Source organism: Streptomyces sp. HPF1205 (genome assembly GCF_020400825.1).
Lineage (GTDB): Bacteria > Actinomycetota > Actinomycetes > Streptomycetales > Streptomycetaceae > Actinacidiphila.
On sequence record NZ_JAINVH010000033.1, the window covers coordinates 46,890 to 72,680 of the forward strand.

Here is a 25,791-nt window from a genome sequence, read left to right on the forward strand (position 1 = left end):
GGGAGGCGGCGGGGCAGGACGCCACGGCGACTGGGGGCGGAGTGGAACTCGATCCGAAGCGCTTGCTGATCCTGCGCCACATCGCCGACAGCGGCGGTGTGGCCGCCGCCGCCCGCGTCCTCGGGCACACGGCGTCGGCGGTGTCGCAGCAGTTGCAGCGGCTGGAACGGGAGGCCGGCGTGCCGCTGGTCGACCGCAGCGGCGGGCGGGCCGAACTGACCGCGGCCGGACGGCTGCTGGCGCACCACGGCGGCCGTATCGGCACCGCGCTGACCGATGCCGCCCGCGACCTGCGGGACCTGACCGGCCGCGCGTCCGGCCCGGTCACCATCGGCGTGCCCGGCCCGGCCATCGGCTACTTCGCCACCACCGCGCTCCATCTGCTCGCCGGAACCCACCCGGCGATCACATCCCGGCTCGTCGAGGCCGACCGTGAGGAGGGCTTGCGAACGCTGCGCCTCGGTGAGCTCGACGTCCTGGTGATCGAGGACGACAGCGAGGCCCCGACCCCGCTCCCACCGGGCGTCGCCGCGCGGATGATGCTGGAGGACGAGTACCGCCTGGTACTCCCGGACGGCTGGGAGACACCCGCGAGCCCCGCCGGGCTGACCGGGCGACCGTGGATCGGCGCCCCCGCGGGCTCACCGCGTGACCTGGCGTTCCAGCGGCTCGCCGCGGAGCACGGTATCGCGCCCTCGGTGCGGCACGTCGCCGCCCACCGGTTCGCCGTGTACAGCATGCTCGCCGCCCGGCTCGGTCCGGCGATCCTGCCCGCGTACGCCGCCGCGCTGATCACCCACGGCGGAATCACCGCCCTGCCCGTCCCCGGCCGCTACCTGGTCCGCTCACTGCGCCGCACCGGCCCTGACGCGCCCCTCCCCGCCGCAGAGGCAGCGGCGGAGGCCCTGCAGACCGCGCTGCTGCACAGCGCCGAATCCCTTGTCGCCCGCGGCATGACCTCCGTCGAGCCACGTGTCTCCGCCCTGCGCGACCCGAGCACCTGAGAACCCGTCCGTCCCGAGCCCACCGACGCCGTCGCGGCCCGACTCGCCGGAGCGCACCAGCACGTCACCGCCCGACTCGAGCAGCGCCCGGCCGTCGTCGGCAGTCACACGACGCACCGGCCGCATCGCTCCAGCCGCTTGACGTCCATAGGAGCATCCGTAGGCTCCCCCTCCGTGACCGAAACGACCACTCACGTCCTGGGCGACAGCCCCCGAGGGCAGCAGATCCTCTCCGTCTTCGACACCGCCTTCGGCGCGCTGCTGGCCGCCGATCCGGCCGCGTTCCGGACGAAGTTCCGGAAGATGGCGGCGTCCGCGTTCGCGTTCTACCGCGGCACCGCCTGCCTGTTCTACGCCGACCTGGAACGGGAGGCCGACGGGGCCGGGGCGCCGGACAGCGGCCCGTACCTGACGCCGAGAACCGCCCGGGTGTGGATCCACGGCGATCTGCACGCGGAGAACTTCGGCACGTATCTGGCCGCCAACGGGCGGCTGATCTTCAACGTCAACGACTTCGACGAGGCGTTCGTCGGGCCGTTCACCTGGGACCTGCAGCGGTTCGCCGCCTCGGTGGCGCTGATCGGCTACGGCAAGGCGCTCGCCGACGACGTGATCTCGCACCTGGTGACGGTGTACGCCGACGCGTACCGGGAGCGGATCCGGCTGCTGGCCACGGGTGAGCAGGTGGCGCCGCTGACCCTGGACACCGCGCGCGGGCCGCTGCTGGACGCGCTGCGCGACGCGCGCATGCGGACCCGGGTGGAGCTGCTGGACTCGATGACCGAGGTGGTGGACCACGACCGCCGGTTCACGGCGGGCGGCGGCGCGATCGAGCTGGACGCGGCGACGCGCGAGGAGGTGCTGGCGGCGTTCGAGGCGTATCTGGCGACGCTGCCGGAGTCCGCCCGGATACGGCCGGACAGCCACCGGGTCAAGGACGTGGTGGGGCGGCGCGGGGTCGGCATCGGCAGCGCGGGCCTGCCCTCGTACAACCTGCTGCTGGAAGGGAACACCGACGCGCTGGAGAACGACGTCGTCATCTACATGAAGCAGGGGCAGACACCCGCGGTGTCCCGGCACGTCACCGATCCCGCGATCCGCGGCTACTTCCGCCACGAGGGCCACCGCACGGTGATCTCGCAGCGGGCGCTGCAGGCGCACGCCGATCCGTGGCTGGGCTGGACCGAGCTGGACGGGGTGGGCCAGCTGGTCGCGGAGGTGTCACCGTACGCGGTGGACCTGGACTGGTCGGACCTGGACGACCCGGCACAGATCGAGGCGGTCGTCGCCGACCTGGGCCGGGCGACGGCGACGATGCACGCCGCCGCCGACGACGAGAGCGGCCACTCGCTGGTGCCGTTCTCGACCGAGCGCGCCATCGACGAGGCCATCGGCGACGACGGGGCCGGCTTCGCCGCGATGCTGGTCGAATTCGCGCACGCCTACGGCTCGCGGGCCCGCGCGGACCACCAGATCTTCGTGGACCTCTTCCGCAACGGCCTGATCCCGGGCCTGTAGGCCGCGCGGGCCCACGGCTGACCGGCCGCGCTACGGGCCGGTGGCTGACGGGCCCGCGGCTGACCGCCCGCGCGACGGGCCGGCGGCTGACGGGCCCGGGCTGACGGGCTGCGCTACGGGCCGGCGGCTGACGGGCCCGCCGGCCGGATCCCGCTGGCCGGATCCCGCTTGCCGGATCCCGCCTGCCGGATCCGGTCGGCCGGGCCCGGCGGGGGCCGTCAGCCGTGGGCCTCCCGCACTCTCGCGGCGGTACGCTCGGCGAGCTGGCGGATGCCGTTCGCGGCGTTCTCCGCGAGGGCGGCGAGTACGGTGTCGGCGTGCGTGAGGAGGGCGCGGGCCTCCTCGGGGCGGCCCGCGTCGGCCAGGGCGAGGGTGAGCCGGTAGTGCTCCTCGGCTATGTACCGGCCGAGGTTGACCTGCCGCCAGTGGCGCACTGAGTCGTCGCCGGGGGTGGCCAGGGCGTCGCGCACGGCGGCCAGGCTGTCCGCCGCCTGCGGCAGCAGGCCCGCCTCGCGCTCCAGGCGGGCCAGGGTACGGCGGGCCGAGGCCCGGTCCCATGCCGTCTCCTGCAGGTCGGCGCACAGGCGCTGGGCGCGCAGCGCCTGGGTAAGGTCGCCGAGTTCCTCGAAGTCCCGGGCGAGGGTGCTCAGCGGGGCCGTGGTCAGGGCGCGGGGCTTGTCGGGGCGGCGGAGTCTGCCCTGGTCCATGACGATGTCGTCGAGTTCGCGGATCAGCGCCACTCGCGCGAGCTCCGTCATCCCCTGGGCCAGCGCCAGGCCGGTCCATGTGGAGACCGGCTCGTCCGACGGGTCCGTCCCGAACATCGAGTCGTCGAGCCCGCGCGCCCACTGCCGCAACTCGTCCCCGGACGCGCCCGGTTCCGGCATGCCGGCCAGGCCGCACGCCGTGTCGAAGTCCGTCTCCCGCACCTCCCGCAGCAGCGGCAGATCCGCGGTGTCCCCGCGCAGCCCCACCAGCACGGCGGCGAGCCGCAGTTCGTCCGTCATCGACGACCGTGTCTCGTGCCGCAGCAGATGCCGCAGCAGGTCCAGGTCGCCCTCGGCACGCTCGAACTGCGCGGCCCGCAAGGTGGTCCGGCGCCGCACGGGGTCCTCGGCGACGTCACGCCATGCCGTGCGGTCGCCCTGCCGCAGCCGGGCGAGATCGGCGCGGCCCGCCGCGAGCACCGGCTCCCACAGCGGGGGACCGGCCGGGCCCATCCCCTCGTACGCGCACCCCTCCTCCGCGTTGAGCAGCAGGAAGTCCGGCTCGGTGCGCAGCAGCGCGGCACGCAGCCTGCCCACCAGCTCGACAGGGGAGCGTTCCGGGAAGCCCAGCGCCGCGCGGAGCTCGGCCCGCTCCTCGTCGATCCCGTAGTACTCGCGCATCTCGTCCTCGGACTCCGCGACCCACGCCAGGATCTTCTCCTCGTCGTCGTCCGGCGACAGGTGCGTGCAGTCGCGCCAGCCGGGCAGGCCGATCACGAGCTCCAGGGCCTCGTCGACGCCGGAGCCGATGATCCCCGCCGACCCCTCCGAGTCGGCGTAGAGCACCGAGCCGTCCGCGCACACGAAGTACGAACCGCCGGTGTCGTCCCCGGCCACGATCTCCAGCGGCCCGCCCGAGGCGAGGCGGACCTCCTCGACATGGCCGTGGGCGGCACGGTCCAGGTCGAACCCGAAGGGATTGGCGGCCAGTTCGGCCAAGCGGCGGTCCCGGCGCAGCAGCCGTAGCGCGTGATCGGTCATGTCACAGAACGTAACACCGCCCACTGACAACGGCCCCTGGCCCTGCGGGCAGCCGCGACGAATCGGCCGGCACCGACCGGCACGGGCACCGGTATACGTGGCTGCCGATCCACTGCCGTGCGGCGCGCACCCGCACGCCGTGACCGCCGGGACCGGCCCTCAAGCAGGTTCCCGCGAGGCCGCTGCCCGCCGGTCGGCATCGCGTCCCCGTCCGGCGGGCAGCCCTTGAGCACCGGCCGGACAGCAGGTGAGCACCGGCCACTGGGCGGCGAGCAGCGGCGAAGGGCGTCCCCTCCCGGACGCCCTTCGCCGCCGTCCCCCCCGGTTCCCCCGGTGACGTACGCGGTTACGGGTGCCGCGACGTGCCGGAGCCGTGGTCTAGAACTGAGGGTCGAGCTTGGATCCCCACGTGTAGGTGCCGCTCGAGCCCGTCAGGTGGAAGCCGCTGTCGTCCTGGAGCAAGGCATCGGGATGGCCCGGCAGCGACAGCAAGGAGTCCTGGTCGTACGCCAGATCGGCAGGCACCTCCAGGCAGTCCTCCCAGTAGTAGGTGCCCTTCGCGAGGTAGATGGTCCTGGTCGGCCCCGTGTACCCGCCCAGTACCTGGGACCACTTGTAGGTGCCCTCCGCGAGGTAGATGTTCCGGTGGTGGCAGCCGGGCGAATGCCCGTAGCCGGGGAACTGATCCAGGTACTGGTCGACCGTGTCGTAGGCCGTGGCGGCGGCCGCGGTGGCGGGTGCGGCGCAGAGGGCACCCAGCGCGAGCGCGGTCGCGGCCACGCCCAGAGCCGCACTTGTCATTCGTCTGGCCATGGTCTTCTCCCTGTCGGTCAACTGCGCACAGTGGTCCGGTCCAACGGGTGCGGAACGTCTCCCCGTGGCACACCCGCCGGGCGGCGGTTCCTCTGTCGAGGCGTACGGGTTCGCGTCGGCGTAGGGACCGGCAGGCGCGTTCCGCCGGGCCGCGGTCCCCGCCGGCCGCCGCCGTGACGCCGACGACCCGGCGTCCGAAGTGAGTGTGGCAGCGCCCCGCGAGCGGTGTCCTTGACCAGCGATCGCGGTGATTTGACGATCCGTGCTCAAGCCCCGCACGGCGCGGAGGGGGCGCCCCCCGAGTCCCGTCCCGCGGACGATCGCTGCGGGAATCCGGGTCGTCCGCGATCCGGCCTGGATCCGCCCCGTCCGACGGCCAAATCTGCGGCAGACTTGAACCAAGAACTGTCAAAGGCGGGGGGCGGCATCGAACGTGCCGGGCGGCCGACGACGCGCAGCGGTCCATCGGTGCCGGCGACGCCCGGCGTCGCTGGGCGTCGCTGGGCGTCGCTGGGCGTCGCTGGGCGGGCGGCCCGGGCAGGCCGCGGGATCGCCACCGCGCGCCGGACACGGCGGCTGAAGGCGCGGGGCCGGGGCTCGGCGACATGGGACTCGGCGACACAGGGTTCGGCGACACGGGGTTCGGCGGCACAGGGTTCGGCGTCCGGGCCGTCGGCGGGCGCGTGACCGTACGCCGCCGACGGCTTCGTACGGCCGCCGGCGCCCGGTGGGAACGCGTGGCCGTACACGGGGTGAGGGAGGACTGTGCGTCAGGAACTGTTTCGGAGCAGGGACCTGCCGGCGGGGGAGCGGCTGGCGGCCGCGCACGAACTGTTCGGCCGCGGCACGCTGCCGATGCGGCTGGCGGTGCCCGCGGGCGCGGACTTCGAGGCGACGGTGCGGCACGTCGACCTCGCGCCGCTGCGGGTCATGGAACTGGCGGTGACGCCGGCCGCGGTGGTGCGCACCCAGCGGCTGATCCGGCGGGGTGACCCGGAGCTGCTCTCCGTCATCCTGCCGCTCGACGGCGATGTGGTGGTGGCCCAGTCGGGGCGCGAGACCGCGGTCGGGCGGCAGCAACTCGCCCTGTACGACAGCTCGCAGCCCTTCGAGATACGGTTCGCGGGGGCCCGCGGAAGGACTCAGGTGGTGTCCGCGCACGCCCCTCGCGCCCTGCTGCGGTTGCCACTCGCCCGGATCCGCGGGGTGCTCGCCCGGCCGCTTCCGGCCGGCACCGGCTCGGGCTTCGGCGGCCTCCTCGTCCAGCTCCTGACCGACGTCACCGGCCCGGGCGAGACCTACCGGCGGACCGACCTCGGCCGGCTCGGCGGCATCGCCCACGACCTGATGACCGCGCTGCTCGCCCACCACATGGACGCCCAAGCCGCCATGCCGGACGACACGCGTCACAGCACACTGCTGCTGCGCATCGACTCCTTCATCCAGCAGCACCTCGCCGACGCCTCCCTGACCCCCGGTGCCGTCGCCGCCGCCCACCACATCTCCGTCGGGCACCTGCACCGCCTGTTCAGTCCCCGCGGTGCCACGGTCGCGGCGTGGATCCGCCGGCAGCGCCTGGAAGGCGCCCGCCACGACCTGGCCGACCCCGCCCTGCGGCACGTCCCGGTGCACCGGATCGCCGCCCGCTGGGGCTTCACCGCCCATCCGACGTTCACCCGCGCCTTCCAAGCCGCCTACGGCACCTCGCCCCGTGACTACCGCCACCACGCGGCAGCCCCGCCCGGTACCTTCCGGCCCCGCCCGGGCGGTCCCGTCCAGGACCTCGCGGGGTAGCCCCCAGGGCGACCGTTGGCCGCAGGGCACAGGGTGAACGCCCGGCCGCCGACGGCCCGCGGGTCGATCCCGAGGTCACCGTCGGCGGTGGCGCCCACCGTACCGCCGTCCGCGGGCGCTTGGGAGGCTGAGGCTCGCAGCAGCGAGGAAGCCGGTCGTGGCCCCTGCCGGGCGGCGGGAGCAGCCTGAAGGCATGCGAGAAGGGGAGCACCTCACGGCCGGGACACCGGGCGGCGGCCCGGTCGCGGCGGCCGTACGGTTCGCCGGCGGGCCGACGGCCGTGCTGGACGTGGCCGGGCTGCGGCTGCTGGCCGACCCGACCGCCGACACCCTCGCGGCCGTGACCGGCCCGGCCCGGCGCCCGGGGGCCGGCGGCCCCGGGGTGATCCACGTCGTCCTGCTGTCGCACCTGCGGCACACCGACGGCCTCGACTGCGACGAGCGCCGCCTGTTCGCGACGGTGCCGCTGACGCTGACGACCGCGCAGGCCGCGATGCGGCTGGGCCGCAACGCCACGGCTCTGCCCGCCTGGTACCACCTGACGCTGGAGCGGCCGGACGGCGGGCGGGCCGAGGTCACGGGGATTCCCGTCGGCCACCACCGGTCCGCTGGCGGCCGGGGCGCCCGCGAGGACGAGGCGGGGCCTGCCACCGGTTTCGTGCTGAGCGGTACGGACCTGCGCACGGTCTACCTCAGCGGCGGCAACACCTCGCCGGAGGTCTTCGACGCCGTGGCGCGGCGGTTCGGCCCGATCGACCTGGCGCTGCTGCCGGTCGCCGTCGACGACGCCCCCCTGCGGGACGGCGGCCCGGCGCCCACCGGAAGCCGGGCAGCCACGCGAGGGGTCGCGGAAGCGGCCATGAAGGCGGCCGAGAACGCGGACGCGGAATCGGCCATGAAGGCGGCCGAGGAAGCGGCCGCGCAAGCGGCCATGAAGGCGGCCGAGGAAGCGGCCGCGCAAGCGGCCGTAAAAGCGGCCGAGCGGCTTGGTGCCCGCCGGGTCGTACCCCTTCCCTGGCGGCCGGGCCGCCGCCCCTCCGCGGCCCACCCGCCGGGCATCGCCGAGGACCACGCCGTATGAGCACGCCATGAGCATGTCCGCCGGCGGTGCGCACATCGCCCTCGCGGTACGGAGCACCGGCCGCGCGCGGTTCGTCCCCGCGGACGACCCGGACGAACGCACCTGGGAACCGTGGGCCACCACACCCAGTACCGAGTGAAGCAGGAGACCGAGATCATGAGCAGGACCTTCCTCATCACCGGCGTCAGCAGCGGCCTGGGCCGCGCCTTCGCCCGGGAGGCACTGGCCGGCGGGGACGTCGTCGTCGGCACGGTCCGCGATCCGGCGCGGGCCGGGGCCTTCGAGGCGCTCGCCCCCGGGCGTGCCTTCGCCAGGCTGCTGGACGTGACGGACGACGCCGCCGTCGTGGCGGTGGTCGACGACGTCGAGCGCTCCGTCGGCCCGGTCGACGTGCTGATCAGCAACGCCGGGTACGGCCTTGAGGGCACCGTGGAGGAGTCGAGCATGGCCGATCTGCGGCGGCAGTTCGACGTCAACGTGTTCGGCAGCGTCGCGGTCGTCAAGGCCGTTCTGCCGTACATGCGGCGCCGCCGCCGGGGCCACATCGTCACGCTCTCCTCCATGGCGGGGCTGACGGCACTGCCCGGCGTGGCGTTCTACGGCGCGAGCAAGTTCGCGATGGAGGGCATCGCCGCCTCGCTGGCGCAGGAAGTCGCCGGGTTCGGCATCCACGTGACCTCGCTGGCGCTCGGCTCCTTCCGTACGGACTGGGCCGGTCGCTCGATGGTCCGCGCTCCGCGCACGGTGCCGGACTACGACGACGTGTTCGGCCCGCTCCGGGCCGCCCGGCAGGCGAAGGACGGCAAGCAGGCCGGTGACCCGGCGCGCGCGGCCAAGGCCCTGATGCGGGTGCTCGACAGCGACAAGCCCCCGGTCCACCTCGTACTCGGCAGCGACGCCGTGCGCCTGGTCGAGCAGGGACAGCGGCGGCTGGCCGACGACCTGGCCGCATGGTCCGACCTGTCGGCCTCCACCGACTTCACCGACTCCACCGACTTCACCGTCGACGACGACGCCGCCGACCCTGCCGACCCTGCCGACCCCATGGACGACGTCACCGCCGCGGACGGGACACCCGCCACCGACTGACGGACGGGCCGCGCCCGTCCGTTCCCCGCGCCGAACGGCGCCCACCCGCAACGAGCCGCGCACCAGCGGCGATTGGAGTCACCCCGTGCATACGCCGGCCGCACCGCGTACCCCCGTCCCCGTCGACTTCTGGTTCGACCCGGTGTGCCCGTGGACGTGGCTGACGTCCCGGTGGATGCTGGACGTCGCCACGACCCGGCCCGTCTCGGTGTCCTGGCACGTCATGAGCCTGTCCGTACTGAACGAGGACCGGCTGGACGAGCTGCCCGACCGCATCCGTGTGCTGATGGGGCAGGCGTGGGCCCCCGTACGCGTCCTGACGGCGGTCGAGCTCCTCCACGGGCCGCAGTGGCTCGAACCGCTCTACACCGCCCTCGGCACCCGCTACCACCTGCGGCAGGAGCCCAAGACGCGGGCCACGCTGGAAGCCGCCCTGCGGGAGACGGGGCTGCCGGTCGAGCTGGCCGACGCCGGCGACAGCGACGCTTACGACGAGCAGCTGCGGGCCTCGCACCGGCGCGGGATCACCCTGGTCGGCCAGGACGTCGGCAGCCCGATCATCGCCGTGCCCGGTCCCGATGCCGGCGGCGACCCGATCGCCTTCTTCGGCCCCGTCGTGACCCCCGCGCCCAAGGGCGAGGACGCCGCCCGGCTCTGGGACGGCGTGCTCGCCGTCGCCTCCACGCCGGGCTTCTACGAGATCAAGCGCACCCGCACCAGCGGGCCCGACTTCGGCTGAGCCGGCCCGGTCACCGGCCCGGTCACCGGCCCGGTGGCCGACCTTGGCGTACCGCGGGGGCTCAGTACCGGGCGCCGACCGGGGCCGGGATGCCGTCGAGTTCGGCGAGGTCCGCCGCGGACAGGCGGACGTCGGCGGCGCCCGCGTTGTCGGCGAGGTACTTCGGGGTCTTGGTGCCGGGGATCGGGACCACGTGCGGGCCCTGCGCGAGGAGCCAGGCCAGGGCGACCTGCGCCGGGGTGACGCCGATCCGGTCGGCGACCTCGCGGACCCTGGCCGCGATGCCGAGGTTGGCCCGCAGGTTGTCCTGCTGGAAACGCGGCAGGCGCCGCCGCTGGTCGTCGCGCGGCAGTTCGTCGAACGAGGTGAAGCGGCCGAGCAGGAAGCCACGGCCCAGCGGGGAGTACGGCAGCAGGCCGATGCCCTGTTCCCGCAGGTACGGCAGGACCTCCGCCTGGACGTCGCGGGTCCACAGCGAGAACTCCGACTGCACGGTGGTGACCGGGTGCACGGCCTGGGCGCGCCGGATCTGCTCGACGCTCACCTCCGACAGGCCCAGGTGGAGGGCCTTGCCGGCCGTGACCGCCTCGGCCAGGGCGCCCCAGGTCTCCTCGATCGGGACCTCGGGGTCGACGCGGTGCAGCTGGTAGAGGTCGACATGGTCGGTGCCCAGGCGGCGCAGGCTGGCGTCGATCGCCTCGCGGACGTGCTCGGGCCGGCCGTTGGGCCGCACCAGCGGGGAACCGCCCGGCCCGCCGGTGGGGTCGATGGCGACCATGCCGACCTTGGTGGCGATCACCGCGCGGTCGCGCCGCCCGGCCAGCGCCCGGCCGACCAGTTCCTCGTTGGTGAAGGGGCCGTAGACGTCGGCCGTGTCGATCAGGGTCATGCCCAGGTCGAGGGCCTGGTGGATGACGGAGATCGAGGTGGCTTCGTCGCGCGGGGTGGCCATGTCGTACGCGAAGCTCATGCCCATCGCGCCAAGGCCGATGATGCCGACCTCCGGCCCGCGGGTCCCCAGGGTGGTGTGGCGCATGTCGTGTCCGCTTTCGTCTCGGATCGGATGAGGGTGCTCTCGCGGTGCTGCTTGAGGCTGTCCGCGGTGCTGCCTGCGTGCTGCCCGCGGTGCTCGTGCGCCGCTCCCGCGCTGCCCTGCCACGGTCGCCCGCCCGGGCGGCCGGTGGCAGGGCGAGCGGTGCGGGGGAGCGGCGTTCCGGGGAGGGATACGGCCCCCCACGACCTCTCCACGCAGGTCAGCGGGCTGGCACACTGACAAGGTGAGTCCTGAGCAGCACAGCAACGACCTGGCGGGGTTCCTGCGCGCCCGGCGCACGCAGCTCACGCCCGGCGAGGTCGGCCTGCCCGCGGGACCCGGGCTGCGGCGCACCCCGGGCCTGCGCCGCGAGGAGCTGGCGACCCTGGCCGGGGTCAGCATCGACTACTACACCAGGCTGGAGCGCGGCAAGGAGACCCGCCCGAGCCCCGCCGTCGTCGACTCCCTGGCCCGCGCCCTGCGCCTGGAGGGCGACGAGCACGAGCACCTGCGGCGGCTCGCCGCCCGGGCCGCCCGTACCGCCCCCGAGCCGCCCACCGCGCCCAGCCGCACGGTACGGCCGGGGGTGCGGTTGCTGCTGGAGAACCTGCGGCCGGGCCCCGCCTACGTCCTCAGCCGCACCCTGGACGTCCTCGCCGCCAACCCCGGCGGCCTGCACCTGTACGCGGGCATCGAGAGCTGGCCGGCCGCACAGCGCAACCTCGCCCGCTACTACTTCCTGCACCCCGCCGCCCGCGACCTGTTCCCCGACTGGGAAGGCCAGATCCGCGGCTGCGTGGCGCGCCTGCGGGCCCTGGCGGGCACCGAGCCGGACGCTCCCGACCTGGCCCGGCTCGTCGGCGAACTGCTCCTGAAAAGCCCCGACTTCGCCCGCCTGTGGGAGCGCTACGACGTCCGCGCCCACCGCCCCGGCACCAAGCGCTTCCACCACCCCCAGGTCGGCGACATGACGCTCGGCTACCAGTCGATGCGGCTCGAAAGCACCGCCGGCCAGCGCCTCGTCGCCTACTACGCCGAGCCCGGAAGCCCCGACCACGACACCATGCTGCTGCTGGAGATGCTCGGCACCCAGGAGGGCACCGGGCCCGCGGGCCGTGCCGCCACCGGGGCGCTACCGGAGCACCGGGCGCCCCGGGAGCGCTGACGAGCGGCTTCCCCCGGCCCTGGCCCCCGACCTCCTGGCCCCCGACCTCCCGGCCCCCTCATGTCCGGGCATCCGCGATGGCCGCGCGCAGCCGCTTGAGCGCGGTCACGAACAGCTCGGAGAAGGTGGGGAACGGCTGGATGGTGTCGCTGAGCACGTCGATCCCGACCCGGGCGCGGATGGCGAGGGTGGCCTGCTGCAGCCACTCGCCGGCCTCGGGCCCGAGCGCGTGGGCGCCGGTGATCCGCTGCCCGTCGGAGACGAGGGTGAGGAACCCGTTCGAGTCGGCGTAGTCGCGGGCGTACGTGGCGAGCTTCGCGACTTCGTTCAGCGGCACCGAGGCCGTGAACGCGTCCTCGGCGAGACCGACGGACGCGGCTTGCGGATCGGTGAAGACCACCCGCGGGACCGCCTCGTAATGGGCCTCGGCCGGGAGGCCGGCCAGGTGGGCGGCGAGGACGTCGCCCTGGTACTTCCCGACGTGGGTGAACATCGAGATGCCGGTCGCGTCGCCCACCGCCCAGACGCCGTCGCCCGCGCGCAGGTGCGCGTCCACCGCGATGCCGTGCTCGGTGACCGTCACGCCGGCGTTCTCCAGGCCGAGCCCGTGGACGTTGGGGCGGCGGCCGGTGGCGACGAGCAGCTTGTCGCCGCGCGCCTGGGTGCCGTCGTCGAGATCGAGCACGTAGTCCTCGCCGTCCCGGCGGGCGGCGGTGGGCCGGGTGCCCAGGACGACCTCGATCCCGTCGCGGCGCAGGCACTCGCCGAGGGCCGTGCCGAGCGCACGGGGCTCACGCGGCAGCACCCGGTCGGCGCCGGCGACGAGGACGACCTCGGCGCCGAACCGGCGTACGGCCTGCGCCATCTCCACGCCGACGGGGCCGCCGCCGAGTACGACCAGGCGCCGCGGGACGGCCTTGAGCCCGGTGGCCTCGCGGTTGGTCCACAGGCCGTCCAGCTCGCGCAGTCCCGGCACGGGCGGGACGACCGGCACGGAGCCGGTGGCGACGACGATGTGCTCGGTGGTGTACGAGGCGCCGCCGACCTCGACCACGCCGGGCGCCGTGACGCGGGCGGTGCCGCGGATCAGGCGGATGCCGGCGCTCTTCAGCCAGGCCTCCTGCCCGGCGTCGGAGTAGTCCGAGACCATGAAGTCGCGCCAGGCGAGCGCCGCGTCGACGTCGACGGTGGCGTGGGCCAGGGCGGCGCGGGCGGAGTGCGGGGCCTCACCGGCGCGCAGGAGCGTCTTGGACGGGATGCAGGCCCAGTAGGAGCACTCCCCGCCGGCCAGTTCGCGTTCCACGACGGCGACCCGGAAGCCGCGTTCTGCGATCTCTCCCGCGGTGTGTTCACCGGGGGAACCGGCTCCGATGACGATGACGTCGAAGTCGGTCCTGGTGTGCGGCGTGTGCGCCATGTCGGGCCTTTCTGTGAGGGCCTGTCCCGTCCGGCTCCGTGCGGCGGACCGGATCCGCCGCACGGAGCCGGACGACCGGCTCGCCACGGTGCTCGCCGAGGCCTTCTCACCTCGCGTGACCGCGCGTCGGGGGGTGTGGGGGCTGTCGTCGTTCGCTACCGCAGGGACGCGAAGGCGGCGCGGACCTCCTGGGCCGGCAGCCGCGGCTGCTCCCAGGCGGCGAAGTGGCCGCCCCTGTCCACCTCGTTCCAGTGGACGAGGTTGCCGAAGGTCCGCTCGGCCCAGCTCAGCGGCGCCCGGTAGATCCCGGCGGGGAACACGGTGACCGCGACCGGGACGGTCGGGATGGCGACGGCGTCGAACGGACCGCCGCCGGCCTGGGCGCCTTCCCAGTACGACCGGGAGGACGAGGCGCCGGTGTCGGTCAGCCAATACAGCGAGATCGCGTTCGGCATCTCGTCGTAGGTGAAGACTTTCTCGGGCTCGCCGCCGCTGTCGCTCCACTCGGCGAACTTGTCGTAATGGTACGCCGCCATCGCGACCGGCGAGTCGGCCAGCGCGTATCCGATCGTCTGCGGGCTCTGGTTCATCATCGCCGCGTAGCCGAAGCCGTCGTGGTAGAAGTGCAGCAGCCGGTCGTAGGCGGTCTTCTCGCGGGCCGACAGCGTGCGCGGTCGGGTTCGTCAGCGGGTCGATGACCTTCCAGCAGCTCGACGGTCGAACCGGGCCGGCCGTGCGTCATCGGCAGCGGCAGGGCCCCGGCGCGCGCACCGCCGGGCAGCGCGAACCGCGCGGCGGCGGTGGCGCCGGCCGCGAGGCCCAGGAACCGGCGGCGGTCGTGACCGGCCGGGCCGGTGGTCTCTCTCGTGCCCATCGCGGACTCCTTCTGGTGAACGGCGCCGGGGAAAGGCGCGTGACGGGTGCGGTGGAGCGGGAGGTTCGTCCCTCACCCTCCGCGCCGGGCACGGCGGTCGCACCAGTGCTTCACCCCGGTCGGCACACGGGGGGATCCGGGCCCGGTGACACGTGGCACGAGCCAGTGGGACCGGGGTGTCCCACGGGGGCGAGCGCGCCGCCCCGCGCGTGAAGGTGGTCCGGAAGGCGGTCGCGCGGCCCGGGTGCAGACCCGCGGGCCCCGGACGGCAGGAGTGAGAGACGTGATGGAGAAGCCATGGACATGAAGCTCGAAGTCGTCGTGGTGCCGGTGTCGGACGTGGACCGCGCCAAGGACTTCTACACGGGGCTGGGCTGGCGGCTCGACGCGGACGTCGCCACCGGCGAGGACTTCCGGGTGGTGCAGGTGACGCCGCCGGGATCGCCGGCGTCGGTCATCTTCGGCACCTCGGTCACCACCCAGGAGCCGGGCTCCGCGCAGGGCCTGCAGTTGGTCGTCACCGACATCGAGGCCGCGCACGAGGAACTGGAACGCCTCGGCGCCGGGCCGAGCGGGGTGTTCCACGACGCCGGCGGCGTCTTCCACCACGCCGGGACCGACGGGCGGGTGCCGGGGCCGGATCCGCGGCGCAACAGCTACGGCTCGTTCCTGTCGTTCAGCGACCCGGACGGCAACGGCTGGATCCTGCAGGAGATCACCACCCGGCTGCCGGGACGGCTGGACGGCACGACCACGTCCTACGCCTCGGCCGAGGACCTGGCGGCCGCGCTGGGCCGCGCCGCGGCCGCGCACGGCGAGCACGAGGCACGCGTCGGCGCGGAGGATCCGCAGTGGCCGGATTGGTACGCGCGGTACATGGTCGCCGAGCAGGCCGGCACCGAGCTGCCCTCGTAGCCGTCCCGGCCCCCACCACCGGCCCCCACCACCGGCCCCCGCCACCTGCACCCGGCGCCCCCGGCCGGCCCTCACCCTCGCCCGGCCGCCGCGCCCCTTGCGCGGCGGCGATCGCCCGGCCGCCGCCGTGGCCGCGGGGGCCCGCACAGGGTGCTTTTTCCGCCATGTACGCGGCCGGTCCGGGTGTAGCATCGCCGCAGAAAGCCCCTCGTAGGGGTCCTGGTCGCGTGCCGGTGCGGTGCGGTGTCGAGCCGGGTTCTCCGGCCGGTCGGGTGGTGGGGATGGCACTGGACGCTGCGGGGCCGAGACTGCGGGGAAGACGCGCCGAACGCCAGGCCCTCGACCGGCTGCTGTCGGGCGCGCGGGCCGGGCGGAGCCAGGTCCTGGCCGTGACCGGCGAGGCAGGGGTGGGCAAGACCGTCCTGCTCGACGATCTCGCCGAACGCGCGAAAGACTTCCAGATCCTGCGCGGCGCGGGCGTCGAGTCCGAGATGGAACTGGTGTTCGCGGGACTGCACCAGCTGTGCGCCCCGCTGCTCGGCCGCCTGGACCGGCTGCCCGCACCGCAGCGCGAGGCCCTGGCGACGGCGTTCGGCCTGAACGCCGGGGAACCGCCCAGCCGCTTCCTCGTCGGCCTCGCGACGCTGAGCCTGCTGGCGGAGACCGCCGAGGAGCGGCCCCTGCTCTGCCTGATCGACGACATGCAATGGCTCGACCAGGCCTCGGCGCTCACCCTCGTCTTCATCGCCCGGCGGCTGCTCGCCGAGCCGATCGCGTTCGTCTTCGCCACCCGCCCGGGCGAGGGCGCGGAGGATCTGCACGGGCTCCCCGAACTCACGGTCGGCGGCCTCGGCGAGTCCGACGCCCGCGCCCTGGTGACGGCGTCGCTGCACAGCCCGCTGGACAAGGTGGTGCTGGACCAGATCATCGCCGAGAGTCAGGGCAATCCCCTCGCGCTGCTGGCGATGGCCGCCGCGTGGAACCCGGCCGAGGCCGCCGGGGGATTCGCCCTGCTCGACACCATGCGGCCCGTACACCGGATGGAGCAGATCTTCGTGGCGCAACTGCGGCAGCTGCCCGAGCAGTCACAGCAGCTGCTGGTCACCGCGGCCGCCGAGCCGACCGGCGACCCCCGGCTGCTGTGGCGGGCCGCGGCGGACCAGGGGATCGACGTCGACATGGCCGCTCCGGCCGAAGCGGCGGGCCTGATCGAGTTCGGCCTGCGCGTCCGGTTCCGGCATCCGCTCGTGCGCTCGGCGGCGTACCGGCACGCCTCGCCCGATCGGCGGCGGCGCGCGCACCGGGCCCTCGCGTCGGCGACCGACGCGAGGCTGGACCCGGACCGGCGCGCGTGGCACCGCGCCCAGGCGGCGACGGAGCCCGACGAGAGCGTGGCGGCCGAACTCGAACGGTCGGCCGGACGCGCCCAGGCCCGCGGCGGGCTGGCCGCGGCCGCCGCCTTCCTCGAACACGCGGTCGCCGTCACCCCCGAGCGGCCGCGCCAGGTGGCCCGGGCGCTGGCCGCCGCCCAGGCCAAGCTCCAGGCGGGCGCGTCGGGGGACGCCATGGCGCTGCTCGCGGTGGCGCGGACCGGGCCGCTCGACGAGCTGCAGGAGGCGACCGTGGACCTGCTCCGCGGGCAGCTCGCGTTCGGCTCGCCCAACGGCCAGGACGCGCCGCCGCTGCTGCTGTCGGCCGCGCGGCGGATGGAGGGGCTCCGGCCGGCCGTCGCGCGTGACACCTACCTGGACGCCTTCGCCGCGGCCCTGTTCGTCGGCCGCCTCGGACGTGACGTCGGCGTGACGCAGATCGCGGCGGCCGCGGCCCGCTCGCCCAGGTCCGGCGCGGAGCCGCCCGATCTGCTGCTCGACGGCCTGACGGCGGTGTTCGCCGACGGCTACCAGGCCGGGGCGGCGCGGCTGAAACGCGCGGTGGCCGCCTTCCGCGACGGCGACATGGCGCCGGCCGACGCGATCCGCCGGCTCTGGCTCGCCACCCACGCGGCGCACGACCTGTGGGACGACGACAGCTGGAAGGTGCTGTCCGAGCGTCACGTCGACCTCGCCCGGAAGGCGGGGGCGCTCGCGATCCTGCCCATCGCGCTCAGCGCCCGCATCGGGCTGCACCTGTTCGCCGGTGAGCTCACGCTGGCCGCGACGCTGGTGGAGGAGGCCGACGCGGTGACCGAGTCCACCGGCAGCCGGCTGCCGGCGTACGGGGCCGCCGCGCTGGCGGCCTGGCGGGGCAGCGAGGCGGAGGCCGCCCCGCTCATCGAGGCCGCTGCCGAGGGCGCCGTCAAGCGCGGCGAGGGCCTCGGCCTGGCCATCGTGCTGCACGCCCAGGCCGTGCTCTACAACGGCCTCGGCCGCTACGACGACGCCATGAAGTCCGCCCAGCAGGCCGCCGCCCACGGTCAGGAACTCGCCTTCGCCACCTGGTCGCTGGCGCAGCTCGTCGAGGCCGCCGTCCGGTGCGAGCAGTACGAGGCGGGCGCCGACGCCTTCGAGCGCCTCGCCCGCACCACGCGCCCGAGCGGTACCGACTGGGCGCTCGGTGTCGAGGCCCGTTCCCGCGCGCTGCTGGCCGACGACGACGCGGACCTCCACTTCCGCACGGCGATCGACCACCTGGGCCGGACCCGGCTGCCGATGGAACTCGCCCGCGCCAAGCTCCTGTACGGCGAATGGCTGCGCCGGCAGCGCCGCAGGACCGAGGCACGCGAATGGCTGCGCACCGCCTACGCGGCGTTTTCGGCGATGGGCGCCGAGGCGTTCGCCGAGCGCGCCCGGCGCGAACTGCTCGCGGCCGGCCAGGCGGTGACCGCGCACCGAAGGGGGACGGCCGAGAAGCTGACCGCGCAGGAGGCCCAGATCGCCCGGCTCGCGGCCGGCGGGCGGACGAATCCCGAGATCGCCGCCGAGCTGTTCCTCAGCCCGCGCACCGTCGAATGGCACCTGCGCAAGATCTTCGCCAAGCTCGGGGTCGGCTCGCGCCGCAAACTGCGCGACGCCCTCCCCGACGAGCTGCGCTCCGCCGCCGGTCACTGACCCCCGGCCCACCGTCCACTAGCCCGTGCCCCCGGGTCGGCCCGTACCCCCGGGCGGGCCCGGCGACCTGGGCCGATACGGCTCCGCCCGCGTACCGGCCGGGCGACTCGTACCACGTGCCCAGTACGGGGCCAGGGGGTTCAACCGGTTCGCCCAGGGTGCCCGGCTGCCACTGTGGAACACGGGACGGTCGGACGTGAGCCGGAGCGCCGCGGACGAGGGTCGCGCGGCCGTGGGCGCGCGTTCGTCTCATCCGGAGCGGGGAGAGGAGGACACGGTGGACCTGGGCCCGGTCTCGCGCAGTACGGCCGAGGGACTGGTCGGGCGCGACGAGGAGGTACGGCTGCTCCGGTCGTTCGTCGGCGAGGTGGCCGACGGCGGCGGGGCCATGGTGGTGTCGGGGGAGCCCGGCGTGGGCAAGTCCGCCCTCCTGGAGGTCGCGGCCGAGGCCGCGGCGCGGGCGGGTGCGCTCGTACTGCGCTTCGGCGGCGTCGAGTACCTGACGGATCTGAGCTTCGCCGGCCTGGCCCGTGTCTTCGAGCCGCTGCGCCGGGAGATCGACGCGCTCGGCCCGCCCCACCGCGACGCGCTGCTGGTGGCCCTGGGCATCACCGAGGGCACGGTGCCGGACCGCCTGACGGTCTACGGCGCGGCCCTCGCCCTGCTGCGCCGGGCCGCGCTCACCCGTCCCGTGCTGCTGATCGTGGACGACCTGCAATGGGTCGACCGGGCCAGCGCGGAGGTGCTGATGTTCGCCGCGCGCAGGCTCGGCGGCAGCCGCGTGGGCTTCCTAGGCGGCTCGCCGTCCGGATACGAGACGGTGGTCGACTCGGCGAACCTGCCCCGGCTCGCCGTCCGCCCGCTGGACGGGAAGGCGGCGGCCCAGCTGGTCGGCACCCGCTTCCCGATGCTGGCCGCGCGGGACACGCAGCGGGTCCTGGCGCAGGCCCAGGGCAATCCCCTGGCCCTGCTGGAGCTGCCGGGCTCGATCGCCGTCTCGCGGCAGGCGGGCGCGGGCACCCGCGCCGACGTGCTGCCGCTCAGCCGCCGCCTGCAGGACCTGTACGCCTCACAGGTGGCGCGGCTGCCCGAGCGCACCCGGCGGCTGCTGCTCCTGGCCGCGCTGGAAGGCGGCGGCGACCTGCCGGTGCTGCAGGCGTGCGCCCCCGGCGAGGACGTCCTCGCCGTTCTCGCCCCGGCGGAGCTGGCGCAGGTGGTGCGGATCGAGAACCGCGGACTCGGGCGCCTGGTCTTCCGGCACCCGCTGGTCCGCGCGACCGTCGTGTCGGGCGCGACCAGCGGGCAGCGTGCCGCGGCGCACCGCGTCCTGGCGCGGGCGCTGGCCGCCGAGCCCGATCGCCGCGCCTGGCACCTGGCCGAGGCGGCACCCGATCCCGACGAGGAGGTGGCGGCGCTCCTGGAGCGGTCCGCCCTGCGGATCCGCAGGCGCGGTGACGCCGCCGGTTCGTTCAACGCCCTCGTACGGGCCGCCGACCTCAGCCCCGGACCGGCCGACCGCAGCAGGCGCCTGGCCGAAGCCGCGTGCGTGGGCACGGAGGTCGCCGGTGAACTGCGCGCGTCGGCGCGGCTGCTCGTGGAGGCCCGCCGCGCCGACCCGGACCTGCGGGGATCGCTGCCGGCCGCCGTCGCGGCCTCGCACGTGCTGCTGAACCGCGACGGCGACGTCAACGCGGCGCACCGGCTGCTCGTCCGCGCGCTGACCACCGGCGCCGGCCGGGCCGGCCGCTCCGGCGGCGGCGACCGCGCGATCCTGGACGCCGTACGCACCCTGCACAGGACGTGCGTCTGCGCCGGCCGGCCGGAACTCTGGGACGGCTTCCGCACGGCCGTCGGTCACCTGGACGTGCCGCTGCCGCCCCGCGTGAAGCTGCTCGTCGACGTGTACGCCGACCCGGCCCGCGCCCGCCCCGACGCCCTCGGCCGGCTCGACGCGGAGATCCACGACCTGCACCACGAGCCCGACCCGACCTGGATCGAGCGGATCGGGGTGACGGCACTGGTCGTGGACCGCGCGACCGGGTGCCGCGCCGCTCTGTGGCGCGTCGTCGGCGACGGCCGCGACGGGGGAGCGGTCGCCTCCGCGCTCATCGCGCTGACGGTGCTGTGCCTGGACGACTTCCTCACCGGCCAGTGGGACGAGTGCGCCCGCCTGACCGACGAGGGGACGGCGCTGGCCGAGTCCCACGGGTACGAGCTGATGACCCATCAGTTCCGCATGGCCGGGGCCCTGCTGGCCGGTGCGCGGGGCGAGGACCGCACGGCGCGGAGACTGGTCCGGGACACCACCGCGTGGGCGGCGCCCCGCGGCGCCCGCGCCGTCGAGCACCTCGCCCGGTACGCCTCGGCACTGTCCGCCCTGGGCCGCGGCGACTACGAGGAGGCGTACGCCGGCGCGTCGGCGATCAGTCCGCCCGGGGTGCTGGCCCCCCATGCCCAGGTGGCGCTGTGGGCGGCCATGGACCTCGTGGAAGCCGCCGTCCGCACCGGACGTACGGCCGAGGCGCGGGCCCACGCGGCGGCGATGCGGGAGACGGGCCTGCCCGGCATCTCCCCCCGCCTGGCACTGGTCACCGCCGGCGCGGCCGCCATGGCTGCCGGCGACGACCGGGCGGGCCCGCTCTTCGAGGAGGCCCTCGCCGTTCCGGACGCCGAACGCTGGCCCTTCGACCTCGCCCGCATACGCCTGGCCTACAGCGAGCACCTGCGCCGCGCACGCGCGGTGAAGGAGTCCAGGGTGCACCTGGACGCGGCCCTCGACACCTTCCGCCACCTCGGGGCCGGCCCCTGGGCCGCGCGGGCCGCCGAAGGGCTGCGGGCGACCGGCCGCACCACGGCGTGGGCGGGCCGCGGCCCGCGGGCCGACCCGCTCACCGCGCAGGAACACCGGATCGCCGTCCTGGCCGCCTCGGGCCTGACCAACAGGCAGATCGGCGAGAAACTCTTCCTCTCCCACCGGACGGTGGCGGCCCACCTGTACCGGATCTACCCCAAGCTCGGTGTGTCCTCCCGGGTCACCCTCGGCGAAGCGCTCACCGCGCTGCCGCCGCACGCGGCCCGGTGCGCGACCGGGAACTGACCCCGGCGGGACCGACCCCGGCGGGACCGGCCGCGGCGAGACCGGCCGCGGCGGGATCGGCCGTGGCGGGATCGGCCGTGGCGGGATCGGCCGTGGCGGGACCGGTCGCGGCGGAACCGGCCGCGGAGATGCCGCGGACGCGGCCGCACGCGAAAGCCGGCCCACCCGGGCCGGCCGCCGGACGGTGCGCGTCGGCGCATGAGGCATGACGGTGCGCGTCGGCGCACGAAGCGCATGGGAGCGCGGCTACCAGTTCCGTTCGCCGCCGCGAAGCACGATCTCGTTGATCGCCACCCGCCGGTCGCGCGTCACGGCGTAGCCGATCGCGTCCGCGACGTCCCCGGCACGCAGCGGCTCGGTGCCGTCCGTCTGCCAGGCGGCGACGTCCGCGGAGGCGTCGCTCACGTGGTCCATGAGTTCCGTGCGCACCGCGCCGGGCCGGACCAGGCCGACCCGCACCCCCTCCACGATCAGTTCCTGGCGCAGGGACTCACTGAAACTGTGCAGGCCGGACTTGGTCATGTCGTACACGCTGCTCCCCGGCCTGGCGGTCCGGCCGGACGCCGAGGTGATGTTCACGATGTCGGCGACCTGGCGCGGGGACGTCGCGGCGGCGTCGATCAGGTACGGAACGGCGGCGTGCGTCATGTGCAGGACCGCGGCCACGTTGAGCGCGACCATGCGGTCCCATTCCTCGATCCTGGTGTGCAGAGCGGTGCCGAGCAGCATCACCGCCGCGTTGTTGACCAGGATGTCCAGGCGGCCGAACCGGTTCAGGGTGTCCTGCACGGCCGAGGACGCGCGCCCCGGCTCCGTGATGTCCGCCGCGATGAGGAAGACGTCCCCGCCGAGTGCCGCTATCTCGTCCGAGACCTGCCGCAGCCGCGCGCCGCGGCGCGCGAGCAGGGCGACGCTGGCGCCTTCCCGGGAGAGCCGGAGGGCGGTCGCGGCGCCGATGCCGCTGCTGGCGCCCGTCACGAGAGCGACGGCTCCGTCCAACGCCTTCTCCGTCATACCGACTGAACTCCCTCGCTCCGAAGCCACCAACGTGCCCGCGTGCCCTGGCCGGCCACCGCACAGGGCGCACACCGGTGAGCCGACCGTGGACTCATGCCCCGGCCATGCGTTCTTCCCACGCGGCGCTCGCCATGGCCCCAGACTTGTCCGTACGGGGGCCCGCACGAACCAGGGAAAGTCCCTGGTTCCCGGGCGCGCGGGTCACGCGGGGCGGACCGTCGGCGGGAACTGCGGGGAACCGTGCCGGACGCCCGGCCCGGACGCCGAAGGAGCGGCCGCCCGCAGTACGCGCCGATGAGGGCGGCCGGGCCGGGCGGCGGTCTGCAGGGCGGTCCGCAACTGCTTGCGGGAGGTGATCCCGAGCTTGGTGAACACCTTGCCGAGATGCCATTCCACCGTGCGCGGGCTGATGAAGAGACGCACGCTGATCTCCGGGTTGGACAGCCCGTCGCAGGCGAGCCCGGCGATCTGGGCCTCCTGGGCGGTGAGCTGCGTCGCCGTGTCGGGCGTGCGCTTGCGTACCGTCTCGCCCGTGGCGAGCAGTTCCCGCCTGGCGCGCTCGGCGAAGCCTTCCGCGCCCATGGCGGTCAGCATCTCGTGCGACAGGCGCAGCTGTTCGCGCGCGTGCGTACGGCGGCCCTCCCGGCGCAGCCACTCGCCGTAGAGCAGGTGGGCCCGGGCCAGTTCCACCCGCACCCGGGTACGGCCGAGCCGGTCGACCGCCTCCCGGAACAGCCGCTCGGCGGTGTCGCCCTCGCTCAGCAGCGCCCGCGACCGGGCCTCGACCCCCAGGGCCCAGTCGGTGCCGCCGGCCCGGGCCGCCTCCGAAAGGCGCGCGAGGGCGCTCGCCGCGCGTCCCGGCGCCCCGCTCCGCGCGGCGGCCTCGACCGACTCGGCCAGCAGCCACGAGGAGACACCCACCTCGTGCGGGTACGCGTCACCCTCCCGCGCCGCCGCCAGCGCCCGGTCGTAGCTCCCGATGCCGTTGCAGAGCACGGCCTCGGCCCACTTCGTGAAGGTGATCACGGTTCCCTGGCCGGCCGTCACCGCGTACTCGCCCATGGCGCCGATCAGTGCCAGCGCCCTGTCCTCCTCGGCCCGCAGCGCGAGACGGCCCAGCGCGCCGTACGAAGGGAAGCCGCCGTCCTCCGGCTCCGCCGTCGCCTGCTCCCGCCCGCCCGCCGCCGCGCCGGATCCGCCCGACCCGCCGGCCCCGCCGGACAGCAGCAGCGCCAGGGACCGCATGCCGAGCGCCGGCCGCAGCTCGCCGAGCGCGCCCGCGCCGCGGGCGAGCGTGACGTACCGCAGGGACAGCGCGTCCCAGGCGCGGTCGTCCCACAGGTGCATCGCCGCGAGGCAGGCCGGCCACAGCCGCGGCAGTTCCTCCTCCAGGGGCATGCCGCGGCCGAAGGCGTCCAGGGCCTTGCGCAGGAGGGGGGCGCCGGCCGCGTACCCGTGCGTGACATGCCCCGTCAGGCCGTCCAGCAGCAGATCGGACGCCGACGGGTCCGCCGGCCGCGGGGCGCCGCGCGCCGCCCGTGACACCTCCGCCGCGGACCAGCCCTCACCGGCGAGCCGCCCGGCGGCCATCGCGGCGGTCAGCGCGTCCAGGTACGTCGCGCGGGCGAGTCCGGAGTCGCTCTCCTCCACCTGCCGCGCGGCCTTGAGCAGCACCAGGGGCGTGTCGCCGCCGCACTCCGAAGCCGGTGCCAGACGGGCGCGCAGCCGCCGGGCGCGGGCCCGCTGCGACGGCCCCGCGGAACCGGCTTCGGCCAGGGCCAGCAGCCTGCGTGCCCGGGCGTGGGCGCCCGTGAGGATCGTGTACTGGGCCGCCGCCAGTGCCCGTTCGACCCGGCGTACCGGATCGGGCGTCAGGGTCGCGGCGCGCTCCAGCAGGACGGCTGCCGCGACCAGGTTGCCGTCCGCCCGCGCCCGGCCGGCCGCGTGCTCCAGCTCCGCGGCGACCTCGTCGTCGGGCCCCGAGGTGGCAAGGGCCCGGTGCCAGGCACGGCGGTCGGGCGCGCTGCGCCGGTCGGTGGCCTCCGCCAGCGCCCGGTGGATCTCCTGCCGGACGGCGAGCGGCGCCGCCCCGTACACCGCCGACCGGATCGCGGGGTGCTCGAAGCGGACCATGGCCCCGAACGTGAGCAGACCGGCCTCGGCAACCGGCACCGCCGCGTCGGGCGTGATGCCCAGCCGCGCGGCCGCCCGCCACACCAGTGCCGCGTCCCCCGTCGGGTCGGCCGCGGCGAGCAGGAGCAGGCGCCGGCTCGGTTCCGGCAGGTACGCGACCCGCCGCTGGAGTCCCGGTTCGGCCTCGTGCGGGCCGGGCGGCGGCGTGCCCGGCGTCTGGTAACCGCTGGCGAGTTCCGCGGTGAGCCCGCGCGACAGCTCCAGCAGGGCGAGCGGGTTGCCGCGCGCCTCGGCCAGGAACCGCTCACGCACCAGCGCGTCCAGCGGCCGGCGCACCAGGGCGTCCAGCAGTCCCCGCGCGTCGGCGTCCGGCAGGCCGCCGACCACGAGTTCGGGCAGCCCGTGGAACTCCAGGCGCTGCTCGCGGGTGACGATCACCATGAGCACCGGCCCCGGGCGCAGCCGGCGGGCCGCGAAGGCGAGTGCCTGGGCCGAGGGCCGGTCGAGCCACTGCGCGTCGTCGATCACGCACACGAGGCCGTCGCCGGCCGCCGCGGACAGCAGCGCCGGCACGGCCGCCCCGACCGCGAGGCGGTCGGGGGCGGGACCCGCCCGCAGGCCGAGGACGATCCCGAGGGCGCCGCGCTCGGGGCCGGGCAGGCGGTCGAGGCGGGGGAGCAGGGGTCCGCACAGCTGGTGCAGGGCGGCGTACCCGACATCCCGCTCCGCCCGCACACCCGCGGCCCGCACGACGGCGAACTCCTGTGCCGCGGCGCGCAGCGCGTGCTCGACCAGCGCGTGCTCGACCAGCGCGGTCTTGCCCACGCCCGCCCCGCCGCGCACCACCACTGCCGCGCTGCGCCCGCCGCCCGCCCCCTCCAAGAGCCCGTCCAGCAGGACCCACTCGCGTCGCCGTCCGTACAGCTCGACGGGCGGCCCGGGCGGGCCGGTCAGGCGGGCGAACTCCGCGTCGTCCGCGTACGCGGGGAAGCCGAGTGCCATGGGGTCTCCGTACGTCGCTGGGTACTCCTGCGCCGCGGCCGGCGGGAGAATGCCTCCACCATGTCGGCGCGCGGGGGCCGGCTGCATCGGCCATATGGCTGCGCGGCGGGGGGACGGCGTGGCGCGTGCGAGGGCGGCTTGGCGGGTGGGGCCGCGCGGCCGGGGGGGTGGTACGTCGCGTGGGGCCGGACGGCCGGGGGAGGTGCGTCGTGTCGCCCCGCGTCCCACCCCACCGCACCTCACCCCACCCACCGCGCCGCCCCGCACGGCGCTTACACGGACCCCACCGCGCCCCGGCTCGGTCA

General features: G+C 75.4%; 18 protein-coding genes. 11 read left to right on the plus strand and 7 right to left on the minus strand.

Annotated elements, in window-relative coordinates:
• Nucleotides 1-41 precede the first annotated feature (41 nt).
• Nucleotides 42-1,004, plus strand: coding sequence for a LysR family transcriptional regulator (locus tag K7G61_RS28765; RefSeq protein WP_225849940.1), 963 nt, complete (start codon nucleotides 42-44; stop codon nucleotides 1,002-1,004).
• A 174-nt stretch (nucleotides 1,005-1,178) separates the two neighbouring features.
• The gene (locus K7G61_RS28770; RefSeq protein ID WP_225849941.1) at nucleotides 1,179-2,522 is read left to right on the plus strand and encodes a DUF2252 domain-containing protein; all 1,344 of its coding nucleotides are present in this window, start codon (nucleotides 1,179-1,181) and stop codon (nucleotides 2,520-2,522) included.
• Between the two features lie 218 nt (nucleotides 2,523-2,740).
• On the opposite strand, the gene K7G61_RS28775 is transcribed toward K7G61_RS28770, so the two are convergent.
• Nucleotides 2,741-4,270, minus strand: a complete 1,530-nt coding sequence (locus K7G61_RS28775) for a hypothetical protein (protein ID WP_225849942.1) — start codon at nucleotides 4,268-4,270, stop codon at nucleotides 2,741-2,743.
• A gap of 378 nt (nucleotides 4,271-4,648) precedes the next feature.
• On the minus strand, nucleotides 4,649-5,083 hold the full coding sequence (locus K7G61_RS28780; RefSeq protein WP_225849943.1) for a hypothetical protein: 435 nt from the start codon (nucleotides 5,081-5,083) through the stop codon (nucleotides 4,649-4,651).
• A gap of 765 nt (nucleotides 5,084-5,848) precedes the next feature.
• Here K7G61_RS28780 and K7G61_RS28785 point away from each other — a divergent pair.
• From K7G61_RS28785 to K7G61_RS28800, 5 genes are all read left to right on the plus strand, one after another.
• Nucleotides 5,849-6,877 carry a helix-turn-helix domain-containing protein gene (locus K7G61_RS28785; RefSeq protein WP_225849944.1) on the plus strand — a complete coding sequence of 343 codons (1,029 nt, stop codon included), beginning with the start codon at nucleotides 5,849-5,851 and terminating at the stop codon, nucleotides 6,875-6,877.
• Between the two features lie 193 nt (nucleotides 6,878-7,070).
• A complete protein-coding gene (locus K7G61_RS28790; RefSeq protein ID WP_225849945.1) occupies nucleotides 7,071-7,958 on the plus strand; it encodes an MBL fold metallo-hydrolase in 888 nt (295 codons plus the stop codon).
• A gap of 7 nt (nucleotides 7,959-7,965) precedes the next feature.
• Nucleotides 7,966-8,097 carry a hypothetical protein gene (locus K7G61_RS36645; protein ID WP_263984979.1) on the plus strand — a complete coding sequence of 44 codons (132 nt, stop codon included), beginning with the start codon at nucleotides 7,966-7,968 and terminating at the stop codon, nucleotides 8,095-8,097.
• Between the two features lie 17 nt (nucleotides 8,098-8,114).
• Nucleotides 8,115-9,047 carry an oxidoreductase gene (locus tag K7G61_RS28795; RefSeq protein ID WP_263984980.1) on the plus strand — a complete coding sequence of 311 codons (933 nt, stop codon included), beginning with the start codon at nucleotides 8,115-8,117 and terminating at the stop codon, nucleotides 9,045-9,047.
• Between the two features lie 85 nt (nucleotides 9,048-9,132).
• Nucleotides 9,133-9,786, plus strand: coding sequence for a DsbA family protein (locus K7G61_RS28800; RefSeq protein ID WP_225849946.1), 654 nt, complete (start codon nucleotides 9,133-9,135; stop codon nucleotides 9,784-9,786).
• A 61-nt stretch (nucleotides 9,787-9,847) separates the two neighbouring features.
• Here K7G61_RS28800 and K7G61_RS28805 read toward each other — a convergent pair whose 3' ends face one another.
• A complete protein-coding gene (locus K7G61_RS28805) occupies nucleotides 9,848-10,822 on the minus strand; it encodes an aldo/keto reductase (protein ID WP_225849947.1) in 975 nt (324 codons plus the stop codon).
• Nucleotides 10,823-11,063: 241 nt separating this feature from the next.
• Here K7G61_RS28805 and K7G61_RS28810 point away from each other — a divergent pair, with 241 nt between their 5' ends.
• Entirely contained in the window at nucleotides 11,064-11,984 is a 921-nt protein-coding gene (locus tag K7G61_RS28810; RefSeq protein WP_225849948.1) for a helix-turn-helix transcriptional regulator, read from the plus strand.
• A gap of 58 nt (nucleotides 11,985-12,042) precedes the next feature.
• Here the strand turns inward: K7G61_RS28810 and K7G61_RS28815 are convergent, their stop codons facing one another.
• Nucleotides 12,043-13,401 carry an NAD(P)/FAD-dependent oxidoreductase gene (locus K7G61_RS28815; RefSeq protein WP_225849949.1) on the minus strand — a complete coding sequence of 453 codons (1,359 nt, stop codon included), beginning with the start codon at nucleotides 13,399-13,401 and terminating at the stop codon, nucleotides 12,043-12,045.
• Nucleotides 13,402-13,556: 155 nt separating this feature from the next.
• A complete protein-coding gene (locus tag K7G61_RS28820) occupies nucleotides 13,557-13,991 on the minus strand; it encodes a hypothetical protein (RefSeq protein WP_225849950.1) in 435 nt (144 codons plus the stop codon).
• Between the two features lie 581 nt (nucleotides 13,992-14,572).
• Here K7G61_RS28820 and K7G61_RS28825 point away from each other — a divergent pair.
• The 3 genes from K7G61_RS28825 (at nucleotide 14,573) to K7G61_RS28835 (ending at nucleotide 21,334) form a co-directional block, all read left to right on the plus strand.
• Nucleotides 14,573-15,190 carry a VOC family protein gene (locus K7G61_RS28825; RefSeq protein WP_308190727.1) on the plus strand — a complete coding sequence of 206 codons (618 nt, stop codon included), beginning with the start codon at nucleotides 14,573-14,575 and terminating at the stop codon, nucleotides 15,188-15,190.
• Between the two features lie 281 nt (nucleotides 15,191-15,471).
• Nucleotides 15,472-18,237 carry a LuxR family transcriptional regulator gene (locus K7G61_RS28830; RefSeq protein ID WP_225849951.1) on the plus strand — a complete coding sequence of 922 codons (2,766 nt, stop codon included), beginning with the start codon at nucleotides 15,472-15,474 and terminating at the stop codon, nucleotides 18,235-18,237.
• Nucleotides 18,238-18,514: 277 nt separating this feature from the next.
• A complete protein-coding gene (locus K7G61_RS28835; RefSeq protein WP_225849952.1) occupies nucleotides 18,515-21,334 on the plus strand; it encodes an AAA family ATPase in 2,820 nt (939 codons plus the stop codon).
• Between the two features lie 246 nt (nucleotides 21,335-21,580).
• Here K7G61_RS28835 and K7G61_RS28840 read toward each other — a convergent pair whose 3' ends face one another.
• Nucleotides 21,581-22,348, minus strand: a complete 768-nt coding sequence (locus K7G61_RS28840; RefSeq protein ID WP_225849953.1) for an SDR family oxidoreductase — start codon at nucleotides 22,346-22,348, stop codon at nucleotides 21,581-21,583.
• A 204-nt stretch (nucleotides 22,349-22,552) separates the two neighbouring features.
• Nucleotides 22,553-25,486, minus strand: coding sequence for a LuxR family transcriptional regulator (locus K7G61_RS28845; protein ID WP_225849954.1), 2,934 nt, complete (start codon nucleotides 25,484-25,486; stop codon nucleotides 22,553-22,555).
• Nucleotides 25,487-25,791: the final 305 nt, after the last annotated feature.